Below are 21,148 nucleotides of genomic sequence, written 5' to 3'. Positions count from 1 at the left end.
GCTGCTACTGTGCTGCGCAACGCGCCTTGAATCAGACGCTCTCAGCGTCAACTGTGGACGCGCAAGGGCTGATCAGAGGTTCCTGGCGGAGCTTCCCTGCTCTCTGGAAGGGGGGTCAGCTATCTTCGGTCCGTTCCTTGCGGATATTGCTTACGCGTCCCTGTTCATCGAAATAGACGGCCAGGAAGCGTTCCCGATTCCGGTGTTCCCGTTGGCTGTCGACGAAATAGTGGTACAGCCAGCGGTCCTGGTGCAGGGGGGCCTTGAGCATGGGGGTGCCCAGCAGGAAGCGGACCTGTGAGCGGGTCATGCCCACTTCCACTTGCTCCACATCGTCATCCCGCAGGAAATTGCCCTGGGGAATGTCTTGGCGATAGACGCAGGCCATCAGCAAGGTCAGCAGACCCAGGGCGGCGGCGACTCTCAAAATTCGCATCATCGCGGCATCTTCCGTCTGTTGAGGGTAATGCGTGATAATACGTCATCAGCGAACCCCATGACCAGTGGAGGCAGGATGGAAACTCAGGATTTGCGCAAGGTGGGCCTGAAGGTCACCGTTCCCAGAATGAAGATCCTGGAGATTCTGGCCAATGACGAAAAACGCCACCTTAGCGCCGAGGACGTCTACAAGGCTCTGCTGGACGCCGGCGAGGAGATTGGGCTGGCGACCGTCTATCGGGTGCTGACCCAGTTTGAGAGCGCGGGCCTCGTGGCCCGCCATCATTTCGAGGGCGGGCAGTCGGTCTTCGAACTGGACGAGGGCGAGCACCACGACCACATTCTGTGCGTCAACTGCGGTCGGGTGGATGAGTTCGTGGACGATGTCATCGAGGCGCGCCAGGTCCACATCGCCGAAAGCCGCGGCTACCGGATGACCGACCACTCCCTCTACATTTACGGCATTTGCCCGGAATGCCAGGGACAGACAAGCGAAGAAAGCTAGCCTCGCGCGAGTCAAATATCAGCCGGCTTTCTCCATCATTTCGCGGGCATGGCTGCGACTGGTGTCGGTGATTTCGGTGCCACCCAGCATGCGCGCCAGTTCCTCCACCCGGTCCCCATCGCTCAGGGGCTCGACCCGGGTATAGGTCTCGCCATCGTCAGTGGATTTGCCGATCCGGAAATGGTGGTGGCCCTGGGAGGCCACCTGGGGCAGGTGGGTGACGCAAAGGACCTGGCAGCGGGCCCCCAGGCGCCGCAGTTCCCGGCCGACGATCTCGGCCACGCCACCGCCAATGCCGGCATCCACCTCGTCGAAGATCATCGCCGGGATGCTGGCCCGCCGGGCCGCCACCACCTGAATGGCAAGGCCGATGCGGGACAGCTCACCGCCCGAGGCGACTCGTGCCAGGGGCCGCAAGGGCTGTCCGGTGTTCATCGAGACCTGGAAATTGAGCTGATCACCGCCGCCGCGCCGGGGGCTGCTCGGCTCCAGCGTGACCTCGATGTCGAAGCGCCCGCCGTCCAGGCCCAGCCCCTGCATCACGTCGGTGACTTTCCCGGACAGGGTCGCGGCCGTCTTCTGTCTTGCCTGGCTGAGCTTCCTGGCCGCCTTATGCCAGCGTTCTTCGCACTGGGCCAGGGCCTCGCGGGCCTCGGCCAGTCGCTCGCCGGCGTGTTCGATGGCATCCAGCCGTTCGCGCATGCCGTCCAGGGTGGCGGGCAGGGCCTCGGGCTCCACCCGGTGTTTACGGGCCAGTTCGTGGGCCGAGCCGATCCGGTCGGCGACCCAGTTCAGGCGTGCGGGATCCAGGTCGAGATCACTCAGGTAACGCTGCAGTTCCTCGCTGGCCTCATCGATGCTGATACGGGCCTGTTCAAAGCCGGCACGGACCGGTTCCAGTCGGGCATCCAGTTCAGTCAGGGATTCCAGGTGGGACAGGGCCTGGCTGAGCAGCTCGGAGGCGGTGCTGCCGTCACCCTCATAGGCCATGGTCAGGGCCTGCTGACCTTCTTCCAAGAGCCGGCCACCGTGACGCAGGCGCTCGTGCTCGGCTTCCAGCGATTCCAGCTCGCCGGGTTCCAGTTCCAGCGCCTCCAGTTCCCGAACCTGATGCCTGAGGTAGTCGATGCCGGCCTCGCCACCGCCGGCATCTTCCTCGAGCCGGTTCAGCTTCTCGCGCGCATCCTGCCAGTCCCGCCAGGCCTGATCGGCGCTCTCCAGGGCAGCGGCATGGTCGCCATACTGGTCCAGCAGGGCGAGTTGGGTCTTCGTCTTGAGCAGGGACTGGTGCTCATGCTGGCCATGGATGTCCATCAGCCGTTCACCCAGGCGCCGGAGTTGCTGCACCGGCACCTTGTGGCCGTTGACATAGGCGCGTGAGCGGCCCTGGCGGTTGATGGTTCGGCGCAGCAGGCATTGGTCTTCGTCGTCGAGCTCTTCCTGGACCAGCCATTCCCTGGTTTCCGGGTCGTCGTGCAGGTCGAACTCCACGCTGATCTCGGCGCGCTCGCGGCCATGACGGACGACGGCGGCGTCGGCCCGGTCACCCAGGACCAGGCCAATGGCATCGACCAGAATCGACTTGCCGGCGCCGGTTTCCCCGGTCAGCACATTCAGTCCCCCGGTCAGCTCCAGGTCGAGCTCACTGATCAGGGCAAAGTCCTTGATTCTTAGATGGGTCAGCATTTTGATCCCCGGCTTCCCCGTTTGTGGTTTGGGCTCAAGAGCATATCAAAGCTCAACGGGGAACAGTCCCGTTCTGGGCCCGGCCCCATTGGAGTTTGGAGCGCAGCAGCGCGAAGTAATCATAACCGGGCGGGTGGAGCAGGGTGGTGATGCGTTCGGAGCGGGTAATCTCCAGGGTTTGCCCGGCCTTGAGTGTTGCCGTCTGCTGGCCGTCCCAGTTGACCTGGGCAATGCCGTCGGGGCTGCCGCGCAGAATGAAGCGGATGCGGCATTGGCCGGGCAGGACCAGGGGGCGATCACTGAGGGTGTGAGGGCAGATGGGCACCAGGGCTAGGCTGTCCACGTCCGGGTGGAGGATGGGGCCGCCACCGGACAGGGCGTAGGCAGTCGAGCCGGTGGCCGTGGCGGCGATCATGCCGTCGGCCCGGTGCAGGGAAACGAAGCTGTCATCCACCCAGGCCTCGAATTCGATCATCCGCCCGCCATCGGCTTTCTGGACCACCACATCATTGAGCGCCAGGTCCTGACTGACGACCTGGTCGCCATCCATGATGCGGGCGTCGAGCATGCGGCGTTCGTCGCGCTGGAACTGGCCATCGAGAATGCTGGCCACGCCGTCACTTGCCTGCTCGGCGGCGATATCGGTGAGAAAGCCCAGCCGCCCCAGGTTGATTCCGGCCAGGGGAACGGGGTGGTCGGCCAGTTGGCGGGCCGTGTTGAGCAGGGTGCCGTCGCCACCCACCACGATGATCAGATCCGCTTCCCGACTGAGCCGGGACAGGCTGCCGACCTCATGGGGCCAGCCGTCCATGGTCTCGCCGATCCTTGCATCCAGGCTGGTTCGCAGGCCGCGGGACTTCAGCAGTTCCGCCAGTTGCAGTAATACGCGCGAGACGCGCTGGTCGCCGCTCTTGCCCACCAGTCCGATGTGCTGGAATTCCTGTGCCATGAAGTTGGTCCAAATTCCTGTGTGTTGGGGATTTATTGATGCCCGGCAGTTGACAGTATTGTGAAGCCACTGCTAATTTTCCGCCAGTCTGGCACTCGGCTTGTTGGAGTGCTAAAAACCGGATTCGATCCCCTCTGGAATGAGCATGCGACACGAGGCCATGGACATTCAGCTTTCCACCCGAGCCCAGCACCTGCTCAAGACTCTGGTGGAACGTTACATCCACGAAGGCCAGCCGGTGGGTTCCCGCTCATTGTCGCGCCAGTCCGGGCTGGAATTGAGTCCGGCCAGCGTCCGCAATGTGATGGCCGACCTGGAGGAAATGGGCTTTGTGCAATCGCCTCATACCTCCGCCGGCCGGATCCCCACCGTCAAGGGCTATCGCTTCTTTGTCGACACCCTGCTGACCGTACGCAAGTTGACCCGGCGTGAGGTCAGCCGCCTTGAGCTGGGGCTCAGGAATCAGGACGGGGATTTCCAGAACCTGGTCAGTTCGGCCAGCACCCTGCTTTCCGGAGTGACCCGCCTGGCCGGTGTGGTCACGCTGCCCCGGCGTGAGCGGGCCACCTGGCAGCAGATTGAGTTTCTGCCCCTGTCCGAGTCCCGGGTCCTGGCCGTGGTGGTCTTCAGCGACCAGGATGTCCAGAACCGCATTCTTCATCTGGAAAGCGGCTATGACCGGGACCAGCTCCAGAAGGCGGCCAATTATCTCAACGCCCAGTTTGCCGGGCGGGATCTCACCGAGGTGCGCCGTGCCCTGCTGGAGGAGATGCAGCAGGCCCGGAAGAGCATGAACGAACTGATGCTGACCGCCATCAAGATGGCCGGCGAGGTCTTCGACGATGGCGACGTCAACCAGAATGGCTATGTGATGGCCGGTGAAACCAATCTGATGGAGTTTGCCGAGCTGTCTGACGTGGAAAAGCTGCGGCGGCTGTTCGAGGCCTTCAATCAGAAACGGGATATTCTCCACCTCCTGGATCAGGCCATTGCCGCCGACGGGGTGCAGATCTTCATTGGCGAGGAGTCCGGCTACCGGGTGCTGGATGACTGCAGCGTGGTGACCGCCCCCTACGGTGCGGAAGATGAGGTGGTGGGCGTGCTGGGCGTCATCGGCCCCACCCGAATGGCCTATGAGCGAGTGATCCCAATTGTTGATATGACCGCGCGATTGCTCGGGCATGCCTTGAATTCCCGCCAGTAGGTCCCAGATTCCCCTCAGAAACTTTGCATCCCTCGGTAGTCGCCGAGGCAGAAAATCTTTTTTCTCAAGAGGTTATGGCACATGGCTGAAGAGCAATCTCACGCTCGGGAAGAAGAGCGCGACCCAGTGACGGCGGAAAATGCTGCCGACGATGAGGGCCGTCAGGCCGGCCCGGCCGATCTGGAGGCGGAACTGGCCGAGGCCCGCGAGGCCCTCGAGAATGCCAAGGCCGACAATCTGCGTACCCTGGCCGAGCTGGAAAATGTCCGCAAGCGGGCCCGCCGGGATGTGGAGAACGCCCGCAAGTTCGCAATCGAAAAGCTGGCCGCCGAGCTGCTGGATGTTAAGGACAGCCTGGAGATGGGCCTCAAGGCCGTTGAAGGGGACAATCCTTCCCTGGAGCAGCTCCGCGAGGGCAAGGAAATGACCTTGCGGCAGTTGATCACGGCAATGGAAAAGGTCGGCATTGCCGAGCTCAATCCGGAAGGCGAGCCCTTCAACCCCGAATTCCACGAGGCCATGACCATGCAGGAAAGCGCCGAGCATGAACCCGACTCGGTCATTCACGTGATCCAGAAGGGTTACCTGCTGAATGGCCGTCTGCTCCGGCCCGCTCGCGTGATCGTGGCCAGGTCGCCCGAAGGCGATGCCGATGGGGATTCCGGCGAGGGTGCTTGAAACCGTCGCCGCCGCCCCCATCTAGGCAGGCAGAGAGTATTCCAGTAAGTCATCAGGAATTATCAGCGCATTTTTTGGAGATATGGCTATGTCTAAGATTATCGGCATCGACCTGGGTACCACCAACTCTTGTGTTGCCATCATGGAAGGTGGTGAGACCAAGGTCATTGAAAACAGTGAAGGGGATCGCACCACGCCGTCGATCGTCGCTTTCACCAAGGAAGGCGAGGAACTGGTGGGGCAGTCCGCCAAGCGTCAGGCGGTAACCAACCCCAACAACACCCTGTTCGCGGTCAAGCGCCTGATCGGTCGTCGTTTTGACGATGCCGTGGTGCAGAAGGACATCGACATGGTGCCCTATGAGATCGTCAAGGCCGACAATGGCGATGCCTGGGTACAGGTCAAGGACAAGAAGATGGCACCGCCGGAGATTTCCGCGCGGGTGTTGAAGAAGATGAAGCAGACCGCCGAGGACTATCTGGGTTCGGAAGTCACCGAGGCGGTGATCACCGTGCCGGCCTACTTCAATGACTCCCAGCGCCAGGCAACCAAGGATGCCGGGCGAATCGCCGGTCTGGAAGTGAAGCGGATCATCAATGAGCCCACCGCCGCGGCGCTGGCCTATGGTCTGGACAAGAAGCGCGGTGATCGCAAGGTGGCGGTCTACGACCTGGGTGGTGGCACCTTCGATATCTCCATTATCGAAATCGCCGAAGTGGATGGTGAGCACCAGTTCGAGGTGCTGTCCACCAACGGTGACACCTTCCTGGGTGGTGAGGACTTCGACAAGGCCGTGATCGATTACCTGGCCGCGGAGTTCAAGAAGGAGCAGGGCGTTGATATCCGCAAGGATCCGCTGGCCATGCAGCGCCTCAAGGAAGCGGCCGAGAAGGCCAAGATCGAGCTGTCTTCTTCCCAGCAGACCGAAGTGAATCTGCCCTATATCACCGCCGATGCCGACGGCCCCAAGCACCTGAGCATCAAGATCACCCGGGCCAAGCTGGAATCCCTGGTGGAAGACCTGATCAAGCGCACCATCGAGCCCTGCAAGACGGCCATCAAGGATGCCGGCCTGTCGGTCAACGATGTGGATGACGTGATTCTGGTGGGTGGTCAGACCCGGATGCCCAAGGTGCAGGAAGCGGTCAAGGGCTTCTTCGGCAAGGACCCGCGCAAGGACGTCAACCCCGATGAAGCCGTGGCCGTGGGTGCTGCCATTCAGGGCGGCGTGCTGGGCGGTGACGTCAAGGACGTGCTGCTGCTGGACGTCACGCCCCTGTCCCTGGGGATCGAAACGCTGGGCGGCGTGATGACGAAGCTGATCGAGAAGAACACCACCATCCCTACCAAGGCCAACCAGACCTTCTCCACGGCCGAGGACAACCAGGGTGCGGTGACCGTGCATGTGCTCCAGGGTGAGCGTGAGCAGGCTGCCCAGAACAAGTCCCTGGGCCGCTTCGACCTCACCGACATTCCGCCGGCCCCCCGTGGCGTGCCCCAGATCGAAGTCACCTTCGATATCGACGCCAACGGTATTCTCCATGTGTCCGCCAAGGACAAGGCCACCGGCAAGGAGCAGGGGATCGAGATCAAGTCCTCCGGCGGGCTGTCGGAAGACGAGATCGAAGAGCGGATCCGCGACGCCGAGGCGCATGCGGAAGAGGACAAGCGCTTCAAGGAACTGGTGGAAGTGCGCAACCAGGCCGATGGCCTGATCCACGCCACCCGCAAGTCGCTGGAAGAGCATGGTGACAAGGCCGAGGATGGCGAGAAGGAGCAGATCGAGACGGCGATCTCCGAGCTGGAGGAAGCCATGAAGGGCGAGGACATTGATGCAATCAAGTCCAAGACGGAAGCCCTGACGCAGGCTGCCGGTCAGCTTGCCCAGAAGGCCTATGCGGAACAGGCCGCCGAGGCCGGCGCTGAGGGCGCCGAAGCCGGTGAACAGGCCGAGGGTGAGCAGAAGGACGACGATGTGGTGGACGCGGAATTCGAGGAAGTGAAGGAAAACCGCAAGTAAGCCACCAAGGCGGCAGCATGTGCGGGGGTGTCACCGGGCAGGAGCCCAGGTCGGTGATACCCCCGCGTCTGTGTCTGGAAGCAGGGCCCGGCAGACGGGACAGTTCAGTGGATAACGGGGATCGAAATGTCGAAGCGGGATTATTACGAGGTTCTGGGCGTGGAGAAAGACGCATCGGAGGCCGATATCAAGAAGGCTTACCGGCGTTTGGCCATGAAATACCACCCGGACCGGAACCCCGGCGACGAGGAGGCGGAGAATAGCTTCAAGGAGGTCAAGGAGGCCTATGAGGCCTTGTCGGATCCCCAGAAGCGCGCCGCCTATGATCAGTTTGGGCATGCCGGCGCCGAGGCCGGATTCGGCGGTGCCGGTGGTCCAGGCGGCGGCTTTGGCGGTGCCGAGGCCTTTTCCGATATCTTCGGCGATGTCTTTGGTGACATCTTCGGTGGTGGTGGGCGTCGCGGTGGTGGCCGCCGTGTGTTTCGCGGCGCCGACCTGCGGTATCGCCTGACCATCGATCTCGAGCAGGCGGTGCAGGGGGACACGGTGCAGATTACCGTGCCCACCGCTCGCCATTGCGATACCTGTGACGGCTCCGGCGCCGAACCCGGCAGTCAGCCCGAGACCTGCGATACCTGCGGCGGCATGGGGCAGGTTCGCATGCAGCAGGGCTTTTTCTCCGTCCAGCAGACCTGCCCGGCCTGTGGCGGTGACGGCAAGCTGGTGCGCAATCCCTGCAAGGCCTGTGGCGGTCGCGGCCGGGTTCGGGATGAGAAAAAGCTCTCGGTTCGCATTCCCGAGGGCGTCGACGAGGGTGATCGCATCCGCCTTAGCGGCGAGGGCGAGGCGGGTGAGAATGGTGGCCCGCCCGGGGATCTTTACGTGGAGGTCCATGTTCGACCCCACCCGATCTTCCGTCGTGAAGGCAATGACCTGATCTGTGATGTGCCCATCAATTTCAGTACGGCGGCCCTCGGTGGTCAGGTTGAGGTGCCCACCCTGGACGGGCGGGTTTCCCTCAAGATTCCCGCCGAGACCCAGAGTGGCAAGCTGTTCCGGCTGCGCGGCAAGGGCGTGAAGCCCGTTCGCGGCGGTCCCCGTGGGGACCTGATGTGCCGGGTCATGGTGGAAACCCCGGTGAAGTTGAGCAAGCGCCAGAAGGAGCTGCTTAAGGAATTCGAACAGAGCCTGGAAGACGGGGGCGAGCGCCACAATCCCCGTTCCAGTTCCTGGCTGGACGGGGTCAAGCGTTTTTTCGAGAATCTGGGCTGAGTAGGCAAAGATGCTGAATATCGCAATTGTAGGCGCCTCCGGGCGCATGGGGCGCTCCATCACGGCCTTGGCCGCGGAGGCGCACGATGTGCGCATCAGCGGCGCCCTGGTGCGTCCGGGCAGTCCGGCCGAAGGCACTCGGGTGCTGGGCGTGGAGCGGGTCAACTACAGCAGCGAGCTTTCCCTGGCGCTGGAAGACGCCCATGTGGTGCTGGATTTCTCGGCGCCGGCCTCGGGTGAGCGGGTGGCGGCCTATTGCGCCGAACAGGGCTTGCCCTTGCTGGTGGGTACCACTGGCCTGGCGCCTTCCCAGCGTGCACCGCTCGAGGCGGCTGCCGCCAAGACAGCGGTGCTGCTTGCCCCCAATACCAGTCTCGGCGTCAATCTCCTTCTGGAGCTGGTCCGACGAACGGCGGCGGCCCTGGGCGAGGAATACGACATCGAGATCTTCGAGGCCCACCATGGCCAGAAGGTGGATGCGCCTTCGGGCACGGCCTTGAGATTGGGCGAGGAAGCCGCCGCCGGTCGTGAGCAGCAGCTGGACAGTACGGCGGTCTACCAGCGCAAGGGCCAGACCGGCCACCGGCGGGCAGGGGATATCGGTTTCTCGGTGATGCGCGGCGGTGATATTGCCGGGGAGCACACGGTCTATTTTGCCGGCCCCGGGGAGCGACTGGAACTCACCCATCGGGCTTCCAGCCGTGACACCTTTGCCCGGGGGGCTCTCAACGCGGCTCGCTGGCTGCTGGGTCAGCGGCCGGGTCTGTACGGCATGGAGCATGTGCTCGGAGTCAGCCGGCCCACGGACTAGACCGCCGTGCGTGGACAGGAGCGGGTGGGGTTCACTATAATCTCCGGGGTCGAGAGGCGGTTCCAAGATACATTCCGAACAGCGGGAAGGGTTCCAGGCGAATCTTTCCCGCTTTGTGTATGCGCGGCCCGGCCACAGCCCGTCAAATAACGGCATTCATTCGGGGAATGCGATAGATATTGCGCTCGGTTTCACCCCGAGCAGGAGGAGCCTGTGCGAAAGAAAGCCCTGCTGGCCCTGGCAGACGGGACGGTGTTTCACGGTGAGCTTGCCGGCGCCGACGGTACCACCGTGGGTGAGGTGGTTTTCAACACCGCCATGACCGGGTACCAGGAGATCCTCACGGATCCTTCCTATGCCCGTCAGTTGGTGACCCTGACCTATCCCCATGTGGGTAATGTGGGTGCCAATCCCCTGGATCTGGAGTCAGAGGGTGTGCAGGCGGCCGGGCTGATTATTCGTGATCTGCCCCTGACGGCCAGCAGCTGGCGCTGTGAGCAGAGCCTGGATGCCTGGCTGCGCGACGAGAACTGCGTCGCCATTGCCGGCATCGATACCCGCAAGCTGACCCGAATCATTCGTGATGGCGGGGCACAGGCCGCCTGCATCAGCAGCGAGCTGGAGCCGGAAGCGGCGATTGCCAGGGCGCGTGAATTCCCCGGCCTCAAAGGCATGGACCTGGCCCAGGTGGTGAGCACGGAAAAGCGCTATAGCTGGGAAGAAGGCGTCTGGTCCCTGGAGGACAACGCTTTCCAGCCGGCCGGTGAATCACGCTTTCATGTCGTTGCCTATGACTTCGGGGTCAAGCGCAACATCCTGCGTTTGCTGGTGGACAGTGGTTGCCGGGTGACCGTGGTTCCCGCGACGACCCCCGCCGAGGAAGTGCTGGCCATGGCGCCCGATGGGGTCTTCCTGTCCAATGGCCCGGGTGACCCGGAACCCTGTGACTATGCCATCGCCGCAACCCGACGCTTTCTCGAGGAAGGCATCCCCCTGTTCGGTATCTGCCTGGGCTATCAGTTGCTGGGTCTCGCGGTGGGAGGTCGGTCGGTGAAGATGAAGTTCGGACATCACGGGGCCAACCACCCGGTCCTCGACGTGGAATCCGGGCGGGTTCTGATCACCAGCCAGAATCACGGCTTTGCCATCGAAGAGGATGGCCTGCCGGACCCGGTCCGGGTGACCCATCGCTCACTGTTTGATCAAACCCTGCAGGGCATCGAGCACCGGGACTGTCCTGCCTTCGGGTTTCAGGGGCATCCCGAGGCCAGTCCGGGACCCCATGATGCCCGACCGCTCTTCGAGCGCTTTGTGGAGATGATGGCCGGCCACCAGGCCCGTGATCGCGCCCGCGCCTGAGCAGCGACGCAAGCGAGATTTGGTACCCGCGCCAACGGGGCGCGGGTGACAGTTCCTGATTATCGAGCCAGAGACCAGATGCCCAAAAGAAGCGATATCGAAACCATCCTGATCATTGGTGCCGGCCCCATTGTCATCGGTCAGGCCTGTGAGTTCGACTACTCCGGCGCTCAGGCCTGCAAGGCCCTGCGCGAGGAGGGCTATCGCGTCGTTCTGGTCAATTCCAATCCGGCCACCATCATGACCGATCCGGAGATGGCCGATGCCATTTACATCGAGCCCATCCACTGGCGCACGGTTGCCGGGATCATCGAGAAGGAGCGCCCCGACGCGGTGCTGCCCACCATGGGCGGGCAGACGGCGCTCAACTGTGCCCTGGACCTGTATCGGGAAGGTGTGCTTGAGCGCTTTGGGGTGGAAATGATCGGTGCCAGCCGGGACGCCATCGACATGGCCGAGGATCGGGACCGCTTCCGTCGTGCCATGGACGATATCGGACTGGAATCTCCCCGGGCCTTGCTGGCCCATGACATGGATGAAGCCTGGGCCGCACAGAAGGAAATCGGCTTCCCCGCCATCATTCGCCCCTCATTCACCATGGGTGGCAGCGGCGGCGGCATTGCCTATAACCGCGAGGAGTTCCAGGAAATCTGTGACCGCGGGCTGGATCTGTCGCCCACCAACGAGGTGCAGATCGAGGAGTCGGTGCTCGGCTGGAAAGAATATGAAATGGAGGTGGTGCGGGACCGCAATGACAACTGCATCATCATCTGCTCCATTGAAAACATTGATGCCATGGGCGTGCACACCGGGGATTCGGCTACGGTGGCGCCGGCGCAGACACTCACCGACAAGGAATACCAGATCATGCGTGACGCCTCCATCCGGGTGTTGCGCAAGATTGGCGTGGAGACGGGTGGGTCCAATGTGCAGTTTGCGGTCAATCCCGAGAACGGTCGCCTGGTGGTGATCGAGATGAATCCCCGGGTTTCGCGTTCGTCGGCACTGGCGTCCAAGGCGACCGGTTTTCCCATTGCCAAGGTGGCGGCCAAGCTGGCGGTTGGTTACACCCTGGATGAGTTGCGCAATGAAATCACGGGTGGGGTGACGCCGGCCTCATTCGAGCCCAGCATCGATTACGTGGTCACCAAGCTGCCACGCTTTACCTTCGAGAAGTTCCCGCAGGCCAAGCGCCGGCTCACCACCCAGATGAAATCGGTTGGCGAGGCCATGGCCGTGGGGCGGACCTTCCAGGAGAGTTTTCAGAAGGCCCTGCGCAGCCTGGAAATCGACGCCGACGGCCTTTTGCCCAAGCTTACCGGTGAGGGCGAAGAGGATCTGGATAATCTGCGCGGCGAGCTGCGCGATCCGGGGCCGGATCGCCTCTGGTATCTGGCCGATGCCTTTCGGGTCGGGCTCGAGATGGACGAAGTACAGTCACTGACCGGCATCGACCCCTGGTTCCTGGTCCAGGTCGCGGATCTGGTGGCCGAGGAGAATCGCATCAAGGGTCTGGGCCTGGCCTCACTGGACGCCGACCACCTCCGTCGCCTCAAGCGCAAGGGTTTTGCCGACAGCCGTCTGGCCAGCCTGCTGGGCTGTGACGAAGGGGCCCTGCGTGCCCATCGCCATGAGCTGGGTGTGCGGCCGGTTTACAAGCGGGTGGACTCCTGTGCCGCGGAGTTCGAGGCCACCACTGCCTATATGTATTCCACCTACGAGGAAGAATGCGAGTCCCGCCCCAGCGAGCGACGCAAGATCATGATTCTGGGTGGCGGGCCCAACCGCATCGGCCAGGGCATTGAGTTCGACTACTGCTGCGTCCATGCGGCACTCGCCCTGCGCGAGGATGGTTTCGAAACCATCATGGTCAACTGCAATCCGGAGACGGTGTCCACCGACTATGACACCTCCGATCGGCTCTATTTCGAGCCGCTGACGCTGGAGGATGTGCTTGAGATCGTCGCCACCGAGAAGCCGGAAGGGGTGATTGTCCAGTTTGGTGGTCAGACACCGTTGAAGCTGGCCCGGGATCTGGAAGCTGCGGGGGTGCCGATTATCGGTACCACGCCTGATTCCATTGATCTGGCCGAGGACCGTGAGCGTTTTCAGCAGTTGGTCAACCGACTCAATCTCAGCCAACCGCCGAACCGCACCGCGCGCACGGCAGGCGAGGCCATTCGCCTGGCGGCCGAGATCGGCTACCCCCTGGTGGTTCGTCCTTCTTATGTCCTCGGCGGCCGAGCCATGGAAGTGGTTTTCAATGAGGATGACCTGATCGAGTACATCGAGAACGCGGTCAAGGTATCCAACGACTCGCCGGTTCTGCTGGATCGTTTCCTGGAAGAGGCGGTGGAAGTGGATGTGGATGCCGTCTCCGATGGCGATACCGTGGTGATCGGCGGGGTGATGGAACACGTGGAGCAGGCGGGGGTCCATTCCGGGGATTCGGGCTGTTCACTGCCCCCCAATAGCCTGGACGAGAATATCCAGGGGGAAATCCGCGAACAGATGAAGGCGCTGGCCCGTGAGCTTCATGTGGTGGGCCTGATGAATGCCCAGTTTGCCGTTCGGGGCCAGGAAATATTCCTGCTTGAGGTCAACCCAAGGGCTTCGCGTACCGTGCCTTTTGTTTCCAAGGCCGTGGGCGTGCCCCTGGCGAAGGTTGCCGCTCGGGCCATGGCGGGACGAAGCCTGGCCGAGCAGGCTGTAACCGAGGAGCGGCTGCCCCGCTATTATTCGGTCAAGGAATCCGTCTTTCCCTTTGCCAAGTTCCCGGGTGTGGACCCCATCCTGGGGCCCGAGATGAAGTCCACCGGCGAGGTCATGGGGGTAGGGCGCAGTTTCGGCGAAGCCTATGCCAAGGCACAGCTGGGCGCGGGGATGGACCTGCCCCGCGGTGGTCGTGCCTTCATCAGTGTTCGCGATCCGGACAAGCCGGCCGCCATCGAGCTGTCCCGGCTCCTGGTGGAACGGGACTTCGAACTGGTTGCCACCAAGGGTACGGCACAGGCTCTGGAAGAGGCGGGGATTCCGGTCAAGTCGGTCAACAAGGTCCGTGAGGGGCGGCCGCATATCGTCGACATGATCAAGAACGACGAGATTACGCTGATCGTTAACACCACCGAAGGCAAGAAAGCCATTCGGGAATCTCATTCCATTCGCAGTGAGGCGGTTCATCGCAAGGTCGTCTACTACACGACCATTGCCGCCGGACGGGCCACCTGTCTGGCCATGGATCATATGGACGTCGCTGACGTTAACCGTCTGCAGGATCTGCATCAGGAGTACAGTCAATGAAGAGAACGCCACTGACCGTAAGAGGCGCAGAGCGTCTTAAAGCGGAGCTGAAAAAGCTCAAGACCGAGGATCGGCCCAGGGTGGTAAACGCCATTGCCGAGGCCCGAGAGCATGGTGATCTCAAGGAGAATGCCGAGTATCACGCTGCCCGTGAAGAACAGGGATTGATTGAGGCGCGAATCAAGGATATCGAGGCCAAGCTGTCCACTGCCGAAATCATTGACGTGACCAAGGTGAATGCCCAAGGCAAGGTCATTTTTGGCGCCACGGTGGATGTCTATGACGAGGCCAGCGACAGCGAGGTCACTTATCAGATCGTTGGCGAGGACGAGGCCGACATCAAGGAGGGCTTGCTGTCAGTCAACTCGCCCATTGCCCGTGCCCTGATCGGCAAGGAAGAGGGTGACGAGTGCGAGGTGGAGACCCCCGGCGGTTTGCGCCGCTACGAGATCGTCGAGGTGCGTTACCAATAAGGCCGTGCCCGGGGCCGCCGGCCGGGAGGCTCAGGAGGCAAGGGCTCAGGAGGCCAGGGCGCGCCGGGAGTGGCCGGGCCCGGGCAGTTCAATCCGGGGCTTTTCCGGGTGAGGACGGTAGAGCACGGCCACATGCCCGATGCGTTGCACCAGGGTCGCGCCGGTTCGCTCGCAGATCTCGGCAATCATGTTGCTGCGCTCTTCCCGGTCACCGGCCACGATGCGTGTCTTGATCAGCTCGTGATCATTGAGGCCCCGCTCAATCTCGGCCAGTACCGCTTCGGTAAGGCCATTGGCGCCGGTCTGGACGATGGGGCGCCGGTGATGGGCCAGACGCTTGAGGTGTTTTTTCTGGGCTTCGCCCAGGGGCTTGCTCTGATTGCTCACGGTGTCGACGGACTCGTGTTGCGAAACTGAGCGCCTATTCTGAGGCCAGCAGCGGGCTTTGGCAAACCCCGCAGGATGAAATCATGGGACGCAAGAGTAGCAGCCGGCGGTGGCTGCGGGAGCATCACAGCGATGAGCACGTGTTGCGGGCCCGGCGCGAGGGCTGGCGCTCCCGTGCCGCCTTCAAGCTGGAGGAGATCGACCGCAAGGATCGCTTGCTCAAGCCCGGCATGACGGTGGTGGACCTGGGGGCGGCGCCCGGCGGCTGGACCCAGTATGTAGCCCGAAAACTGGACGGCAAGGCTCGGATCTTCGCCCTGGACCGTCTGCCCATGGACAGCTTTACAGGCACCCGCTTCATTCAGGGGGATTTCACCGAGCAGGCGGTGCTGGACGCCCTGCTGGCGGAACTGGGCGAGGATCGCTCGGTAGACCTTGTGCTTTCGGATATGGCCCCCAATATGAGTGGTATGAAGGGCGTGGATCAGCCTGCTGCCATGTATCTGGCCGAACTGGCCCTGGATCTGGCCGCACAGGTGCTGCGCCCTGGCGGTGACTTTCTGGTCAAGACTTTCCAGGGGGAGGGTTTCGACGAATTTCTGGCGGATCTGCGCAGCCGTTTCGGGAAAGTGCAGGTGCGTAAGCCCAAGGCGTCCCGGGATCGTTCCCCGGAGGTCTATCTATTGGCCCGGAACTACCGGGTAGTGTAGTGTCTAAAACGGTGTCAAAGGCCGCATTTTGCGGCGTTTTGCCCCAAATTCACGTCTTTGAATGCGCCGTGAGCGCGTGGAGTCGAGCTTGAGCGAACTGGCCAAGAATCTGATTATCTGGATCATCATTGCAGTGATCCTGATGGCCCTGTTCAACAACATGGGCCCGGAACAGGAGGCTGTCGAGGAGCTGAGTTATTCCCAGTTCCGCAGTGAGATGCGCCAGGGCAATCTGGAATCGGTCACCTTTGAGGGCCAGAAGATCCAAGGTGTGCTCTATACCGGCGACCAGATCCGGACCACCAATCCGGAGAGCGATAACACCGCCCTGATCGGCGAGCTGGAAGATTACGGAGTGGAGATCGCCGCCAAGGAAGAGGAGCGGGGCTCGGTGTTCTGGCAAATCTTCCTGTCCTGGACGCCCTTCCTATTGCTGATTGCCATCTGGATTTACTTCATGCGCCAGATGCAGGGGGGTGGTGCCGGCGGCAAGGGCGCCATGTCCTTTGGCAAGAGCAAGGCGCGCATGCTCAATGATGAGCAGGTCAATGTTCGCTTCACGGATGTGGCCGGCTGTGACGAGGCCAAGGAAGAGGTCACCGAGCTTGTCGACTTCCTCAAGGATCCAAGCAAGTTCCAGCGCCTGGGGGGCAAGATTCCCAAGGGCGTGCTGATGGTCGGTCCGCCCGGCACGGGTAAGACCCTGCTGGCCCGCGCCATTGCCGGCGAGGCGGGCGTGCCCTTTTTCACCATCTCGGGTTCCGATTTTGTCGAGATGTTCGTGGGTGTGGGCGCGTCCCGTGTCCGTGACATGTTCGAACAGGCCAAGAAGCATGCGCCCTGCATCATCTTCATTGATGAGCTGGACGCCGTGGGTCGCCAGCGAGGCGCCGGTCTTGGCGGTGGTCATGACGAGCGCGAACAGACCCTCAACCAGATGCTGGTGGAAATGGACGGTTTCGAGGGCCACGAGGGCGTGATCGTGATCGCGGCCACCAACCGTCCTGACGTATTGGACAAGGCGCTGTTGCGTCCCGGCCGTTTTGACCGCCAGGTGGTGGTCGGCTTGCCCGACGTTCGGGGTCGTGAGCAGATTCTGGGCGTTCATCTGCGCAAGGTGCCGGCCGATGAAAGTGTGGAGCCGCGCCTCATTGCCCGAGGGACCCCAGGCTTTTCCGGTGCGGACCTGGCCAATCTCGTCAACGAGGCCGCCCTGTTTGCGGCCCGGGCCAATGACAAGTACGTCACCATGGAGCACCTGGAAAAGGCCAAGGACAAGATCATGATGGGCGCCGAGCGCCGGTCCATGGTCATGAACGAGGAAGACAAGCGACTGACCGCCTATCACGAGGCGGGGCATGCCATCGTCGGCCGTCTGGTGCCGGACCATGACCCGGTCTACAAGGTCTCCATCATTCCCCGTGGGCGTGCCCTGGGTGTGACCATGTTCCTTCCCGAGGAAGATGAATACAGCCAGAGCAAGCAGAAGCTGGAAAGTCGGATCTCCAGCCTGTTCGGTGGTCGCATCGCGGAAGAGCAGATCTATGGGGCGGAGAAGGTGACCACCGGTGCCTCCAACGATATCGAGGTGGCCACCAATATTGCCCGCAAGATGGTCACCAAATGGGGGCTGTCGGACAAGCTGGGCCCGCTTTCCTACGAGGAAGACGACGGCGAGGTCTTCCTGGGTCGGGAAATGCAGCAGCGGCACAGCAACATGTCGGATGAAACCGCTCGTGCCATTGATGCCGAGATCCGCGCCATCATAGATCGCAACTACGATCGGGCAGAGAAACTGCTTCGGGAGCACGAGGACAAGCTTCACACCATGGCCGAGGCCCTGATGCAGTACGAGACCATTGATGCCGGCCAGATTGATCAAATCATGGCTGGCCGTGAGCCGGGCCCGCCGGCCGGCTGGAGCGATCCTTCCGGCGATGGCGGTGACGGTGGTCAGCAAGCCGGTGACCAGGAGTCCTCCCGGGATGGCGATGATCCCGAAGGGGAGCCCGCCAGCCAGCACTGAAGCCGGCGCGCTGAGCGGGATTTGATGTGATGCAGCGGGAGTGGCGCAAGCCACTCCCGCTTTCTATTGCCTGAGGTCACCCGCGACCGGGGCTGGTATCATTGGCGGTTTATCGGAACGGGAGAGAGTCGGATGATGCTGCAGTGTGGAAAGGGTCGCCTGGACCTGAGCCGCCCGCACATCATGGGCATACTCAATGTCACCCCGGACTCCTTTTCGGATGGTGGCCGCTTCATTGAGCCGTCCAGGGCACTGGATCATGCCCGGCAGATGATGGCCGAGGGCGCGGATATCATTGATATCGGCGGAGAATCCACCCGTCCGGGGGCGGAGGCCGTTTCCGAAGAGGATGAGCTGGCTCGTGTGCTGCCGATCCTGGAAATCCTCAAATCGGAGACCGATGTCCCGGTGTCGGTGGATACCAGCAAGCCCGGGGTGATGCGTCGGGTGATCGCGGCGGGCGCGGATATCATCAACGATGTCAGGGGCTTCCAGGACCCGCAAGCTGTCGAAGCGGTGGCGGATAGTCAGGTCGGGCTTTGCATCATGCATATGCTCGGCGAACCGCGCACCATGCAGTCCGATCCTCGCTACCGGGAGGTGGTCCGAGAAATCCGCGGCTTCCTGATGGACCAGGCGGCGGTGCTGATGGACGCCGGCGTGGATCGACACCGAATCATGATTGATCCGGGATTCGGCTTCGGCAAGACACTGGAGCACAATCTGACCCTGCTGCGTGAATTGGGGGCTTTTTCCGCCAGTGCTTTTCCCGTCCTGGTGGGCATGTCACGTAAGTCCATGATCGGCAAGGTCATCGATCGGCCGGTGGAGGAGAGGGTGCATGGCAGTGTGGCCGTGGCCAGCCTGGCCGCCTGGTTGGGCGCGTCGGTGGTGCGGGTTCATGATGTGGCCGCCACCCGTGACGCACTGGCCATGATTCAGGCCGTGAAAGCGACCGCCCCGGCCTGAAACCTTCGCCCTGAATCAGAGGTGTTGCATGGAACGACGCTATTTCGGAACTGACGGTATTCGAGGCCCGGTGGGTCCACGGCCCATGTCGGCTGACCTGGTCCTCAAGCTGGGTTGGGCCGCCGGACGTGTGCTCGGGGGCGGTCATGGCGGGCGGGTGCTGATCGGCCGTGATACCCGGGTCTCCGGCGACATGCTGGAGTCCGCCCTGGAGGCCGGGCTGGTCAGTGCCGGCGTTTCAGTAAGCCTGCTGGGCGTTCTGCCCACGCCGGGCATTGCCTATCTCACTCGCGCCCTGGGTGCGCGGGCCGGCATTGTCATCAGTGCCTCCCATAATCCTTTCGAGGACAATGGGATCAAGTTCTTCGGCCCCGATGGGCGAAAGCTGGATGACCAGACCGAGTTGGCCATGGAGTCGGCCCTCGATGAGGCCTTCTCGACCGTGCCGGCGGCGCGGCTGGGCATGGCCCAGCGTGTGGAAGACGCCGGCGGCCGCTATGTGGAGTTCTGCAAGAACGCCGCGCCCACCGGGCTCCGCCTGGATGGGCTTCGAATCGTTCTCGACTGTGCCAATGGGGCCGCCTGGCGGGTGGGGCCGTCAGTGCTGCGGGAATTGGGCGCCGAGGTCATTGCCCTGGGTGATGAGCCCGATGGTTACAACATCAATAGTGGTTGTGGCTCCACCGAGCCGGCCGCCATGCAGGCTGCCGTTCGGGATCACGGTGCGCATCTGGGTATTGCCCTGGACGGCGATGCCGACCGGGTGATCATGGCGGATGAGACCGGCACGATTCGTGATGGCGACGAGCTGCTTTACATCATTGCCCGCAGCCGCCAGGCGGCCGGGCAGTTGCGCGGCCCGGTGGTAGGGACGGTAATGACCAATCTCGGGGTGGAGCATGCCCTGGGGGCCCTGGGGATTGATTTTCGCCGGGCCCGGGTCGGCGACCGCTACGTGTTGGGCCAGATGGACAAGCATGGCGGCCTGATTGGTGGAGAGTCCTCCGGCCACATCATCTGTCTGGATCGAACCACCACCGGGGATGGGTTGGTTTCCGCCCTCCAGGTGCTGGCGGAGATGGTCCGCTCGGAGCAGTCCCTGGCCAGCCTGTGTCAGGGGGTCGAGAAGTACCCGCAGCGGCTTGTGAACGTGCGAGTGGAACACAAGGGCAGCGCGCTTGAGAGTCGTGAACTGGCGGATGCGCGCAAGGCTGCGGAGCAGGCCCTGGGGGATTCCGGCCGGATTCTCATTCGCGCCTCCGGGACCGAGCCTCTGATCCGGGTCATGGTGGAGGGGCAGGACGTGGAAATGGTTGCCCGTCTGGCCGATGAGCTGGCGGAGGCGGTCGCCGCCGGCTCCGGGGAAGCCTCGGCTTCGGCCTGAAACAGCGGAGCAGAAGGCGGCCTGGATTGATTTGTCGCCCTTGAACATGTAAAGTCTCGCGCCGCCGGCCGCCCGCTTTTGCGGTGATGAGGCCGGCCACGCCAGGCCGGGTGTTTAACCCGGTATTTTTCTTTCGGCCCAGGGCTTTCGCCGCTCTTGAGTACGCGGGTCAGGGCCGTGGCAGCAGAGCAGAATCGGGAGGCAGCATGCGACAGCCATTTGTCGCTGGCAACTGGAAGATGAACGGCAGCCGGGACGACGCCGGTCGCTTGTTGGAGGATCTGGTGCAGGGCCTGACCCCGGCAGCCCGGGAAGTGGTGGTATGCCCGCCTTATGTCTATCTGGCAGATGCCGCGCGCATTCTCAAGGGCTCCGAGATTGCCTTGGGTGCCCAGAATGTTTCCGAAGAGGAGTCCGGCGCATTTACCGGTGAAGTTGCCGCATCCATGCTGCAGGATTTCGACTGCCGCTATGTCATTGTCGGGCATTCTGAGCGCCGTGGTCTGTTTGGCGAGAGCAACGAGATCGTCGCGCGCAAGTTCATGGCCGCCGCTCGCCAGGGTCTTCGTCCCATCCTCTGTGTGGGAGAGACGCTCGAGCAGCGGGAACAGGATGTTACCGAGCAGGTCATTCGCGAGCAGCTGGACGCTGTGCTGGAGGCGGCCGGTGTGCATGCCTTCGTCGAGGCGGTTGTGGCCTATGAGCCGGTGTGGGCCATCGGGACCGGGCAGACAGCCTCCCCGGAGCAGGCCCAGGCGGTTCATGCCATGATTCGTGCCCGAGTGGCCGAAGTGGATGATACAATTGCGGGCAAGTTGCGAATCGTCTACGGCGGCAGTGTCAAGGCCAGTAACGCCGACGAGTTGTTCGCCATGCCTGATATCGATGGGGGTCTGATCGGTGGAGCCTCTCTGGACGCCGACAGTTTCTTGAGTATTTGTGAGTCAGCCATTCCGGCTGACGGGAAATGATCTGGA

Annotated in this window: 18 protein-coding genes; 14 read left to right on the top strand and 4 right to left on the bottom strand. The window is 62.6% G+C overall.

Annotated elements, in window-relative coordinates:
* Positions 1-115: 115 nt before the first annotated feature.
* Positions 116-439 carry an outer membrane protein assembly factor BamE gene (locus VCB98_RS08405; RefSeq protein ID WP_346051658.1) on the bottom strand — a complete coding sequence of 108 codons (324 nt, stop codon included), beginning with the start codon at positions 437-439 and terminating at the stop codon, positions 116-118.
* Positions 440-514: 75 nt separating this feature from the next.
* Here VCB98_RS08405 and fur point away from each other — a divergent pair, with 75 nt between their 5' ends.
* Complete coding sequence (fur, locus tag VCB98_RS08400; protein ID WP_346051656.1) at positions 515-943, top strand: ferric iron uptake transcriptional regulator; 429 nt, start codon at positions 515-517, stop codon at positions 941-943.
* A gap of 18 nt (positions 944-961) precedes the next feature.
* Here fur and recN read toward each other — a convergent pair whose 3' ends face one another.
* Together recN and VCB98_RS08390 are read right to left on the bottom strand one after the other, a co-directional pair.
* On the bottom strand, positions 962-2,629 hold the full coding sequence (gene recN, locus VCB98_RS08395) for a DNA repair protein RecN (RefSeq protein WP_346051654.1): 1,668 nt from the start codon (positions 2,627-2,629) through the stop codon (positions 962-964).
* A 52-nt stretch (positions 2,630-2,681) separates the two neighbouring features.
* On the bottom strand, positions 2,682-3,578 hold the full coding sequence (locus tag VCB98_RS08390) for an NAD(+) kinase (protein ID WP_346051652.1): 897 nt from the start codon (positions 3,576-3,578) through the stop codon (positions 2,682-2,684).
* A 145-nt stretch (positions 3,579-3,723) separates the two neighbouring features.
* On the opposite strand from VCB98_RS08390, the gene hrcA reads away from it, so the two are divergent.
* From hrcA to greA, 8 genes are all read left to right on the top strand, one after another.
* A complete protein-coding gene (gene hrcA, locus VCB98_RS08385) occupies positions 3,724-4,782 on the top strand; it encodes a heat-inducible transcriptional repressor HrcA (RefSeq protein ID WP_346051650.1) in 1,059 nt (352 codons plus the stop codon).
* Between the two features lie 81 nt (positions 4,783-4,863).
* Entirely contained in the window at positions 4,864-5,460 is a 597-nt protein-coding gene (gene grpE, locus VCB98_RS08380; RefSeq protein WP_346051648.1) for a nucleotide exchange factor GrpE, read from the top strand.
* 88 nt (positions 5,461-5,548) lie between these two features.
* A complete protein-coding gene (gene dnaK / locus VCB98_RS08375) occupies positions 5,549-7,480 on the top strand; it encodes a molecular chaperone DnaK (protein ID WP_346051645.1) in 1,932 nt (643 codons plus the stop codon).
* A 126-nt stretch (positions 7,481-7,606) separates the two neighbouring features.
* Positions 7,607-8,752: a molecular chaperone DnaJ gene (dnaJ, locus tag VCB98_RS08370; protein WP_346051643.1), complete on the top strand. Its 1,146-nt coding sequence runs from the start codon at positions 7,607-7,609 to the stop codon at positions 8,750-8,752.
* A gap of 10 nt (positions 8,753-8,762) precedes the next feature.
* Positions 8,763-9,563 carry a 4-hydroxy-tetrahydrodipicolinate reductase gene (gene dapB, locus VCB98_RS08365; RefSeq protein WP_346051641.1) on the top strand — a complete coding sequence of 267 codons (801 nt, stop codon included), beginning with the start codon at positions 8,763-8,765 and terminating at the stop codon, positions 9,561-9,563.
* 213 nt (positions 9,564-9,776) lie between these two features.
* The gene (gene carA, locus VCB98_RS08360) at positions 9,777-10,922 is read left to right on the top strand and encodes a glutamine-hydrolyzing carbamoyl-phosphate synthase small subunit (RefSeq protein ID WP_346051639.1); all 1,146 of its coding nucleotides are present in this window, start codon (positions 9,777-9,779) and stop codon (positions 10,920-10,922) included.
* Positions 10,923-11,000: 78 nt separating this feature from the next.
* Positions 11,001-14,222 (top strand): carbamoyl-phosphate synthase large subunit, encoded by a 3,222-nt coding sequence (gene carB, locus VCB98_RS08355; RefSeq protein WP_346051636.1) that lies wholly within the window; start codon positions 11,001-11,003, stop codon positions 14,220-14,222.
* Positions 14,219-14,695, top strand: coding sequence for a transcription elongation factor GreA (gene greA / locus VCB98_RS08350; RefSeq protein WP_346051634.1), 477 nt, complete (start codon positions 14,219-14,221; stop codon positions 14,693-14,695). The genes carB and greA overlap by 4 nt, the downstream gene beginning before the upstream one ends.
* A 45-nt stretch (positions 14,696-14,740) precedes the next feature.
* Here the strand turns inward: greA and yhbY are convergent, their stop codons facing one another.
* Positions 14,741-15,082: a ribosome assembly RNA-binding protein YhbY gene (gene yhbY / locus VCB98_RS08345; protein WP_346051632.1), complete on the bottom strand. Its 342-nt coding sequence runs from the start codon at positions 15,080-15,082 to the stop codon at positions 14,741-14,743.
* A gap of 83 nt (positions 15,083-15,165) precedes the next feature.
* On the opposite strand from yhbY, the gene rlmE reads away from it, so the two are divergent.
* The 5 genes from rlmE to tpiA all read left to right on the top strand — a co-directional run bounded on the left by rlmE (position 15,166) and on the right by tpiA (position 21,142).
* Positions 15,166-15,792 (top strand): 23S rRNA (uridine(2552)-2'-O)-methyltransferase RlmE, encoded by a 627-nt coding sequence (gene rlmE, locus VCB98_RS08340; RefSeq protein ID WP_346051630.1) that lies wholly within the window; start codon positions 15,166-15,168, stop codon positions 15,790-15,792.
* An 88-nt stretch (positions 15,793-15,880) separates the two neighbouring features.
* Positions 15,881-17,818: an ATP-dependent zinc metalloprotease FtsH gene (gene ftsH / locus VCB98_RS08335; protein WP_346051628.1), complete on the top strand. Its 1,938-nt coding sequence runs from the start codon at positions 15,881-15,883 to the stop codon at positions 17,816-17,818.
* A 132-nt stretch (positions 17,819-17,950) separates the two neighbouring features.
* The gene (folP, locus tag VCB98_RS08330) at positions 17,951-18,787 is read left to right on the top strand and encodes a dihydropteroate synthase (protein ID WP_346051626.1); all 837 of its coding nucleotides are present in this window, start codon (positions 17,951-17,953) and stop codon (positions 18,785-18,787) included.
* A 28-nt stretch (positions 18,788-18,815) separates the two neighbouring features.
* Positions 18,816-20,171: a phosphoglucosamine mutase gene (glmM, locus tag VCB98_RS08325; protein ID WP_346051624.1), complete on the top strand. Its 1,356-nt coding sequence runs from the start codon at positions 18,816-18,818 to the stop codon at positions 20,169-20,171.
* 206 nt (positions 20,172-20,377) lie between these two features.
* A complete protein-coding gene (gene tpiA, locus VCB98_RS08320) occupies positions 20,378-21,142 on the top strand; it encodes a triose-phosphate isomerase (RefSeq protein WP_346051622.1) in 765 nt (254 codons plus the stop codon).
* Positions 21,143-21,148 lie beyond the last annotated feature (6 nt).

This window comes from Natronospira elongata (assembly GCF_034931365.1).
Taxonomy (GTDB): Bacteria; Pseudomonadota; Gammaproteobacteria; order Natronospirales; family Natronospiraceae; genus Natronospira; species Natronospira elongata.
This window is presented reverse-complemented; position numbering and strand designations above follow the sequence as displayed.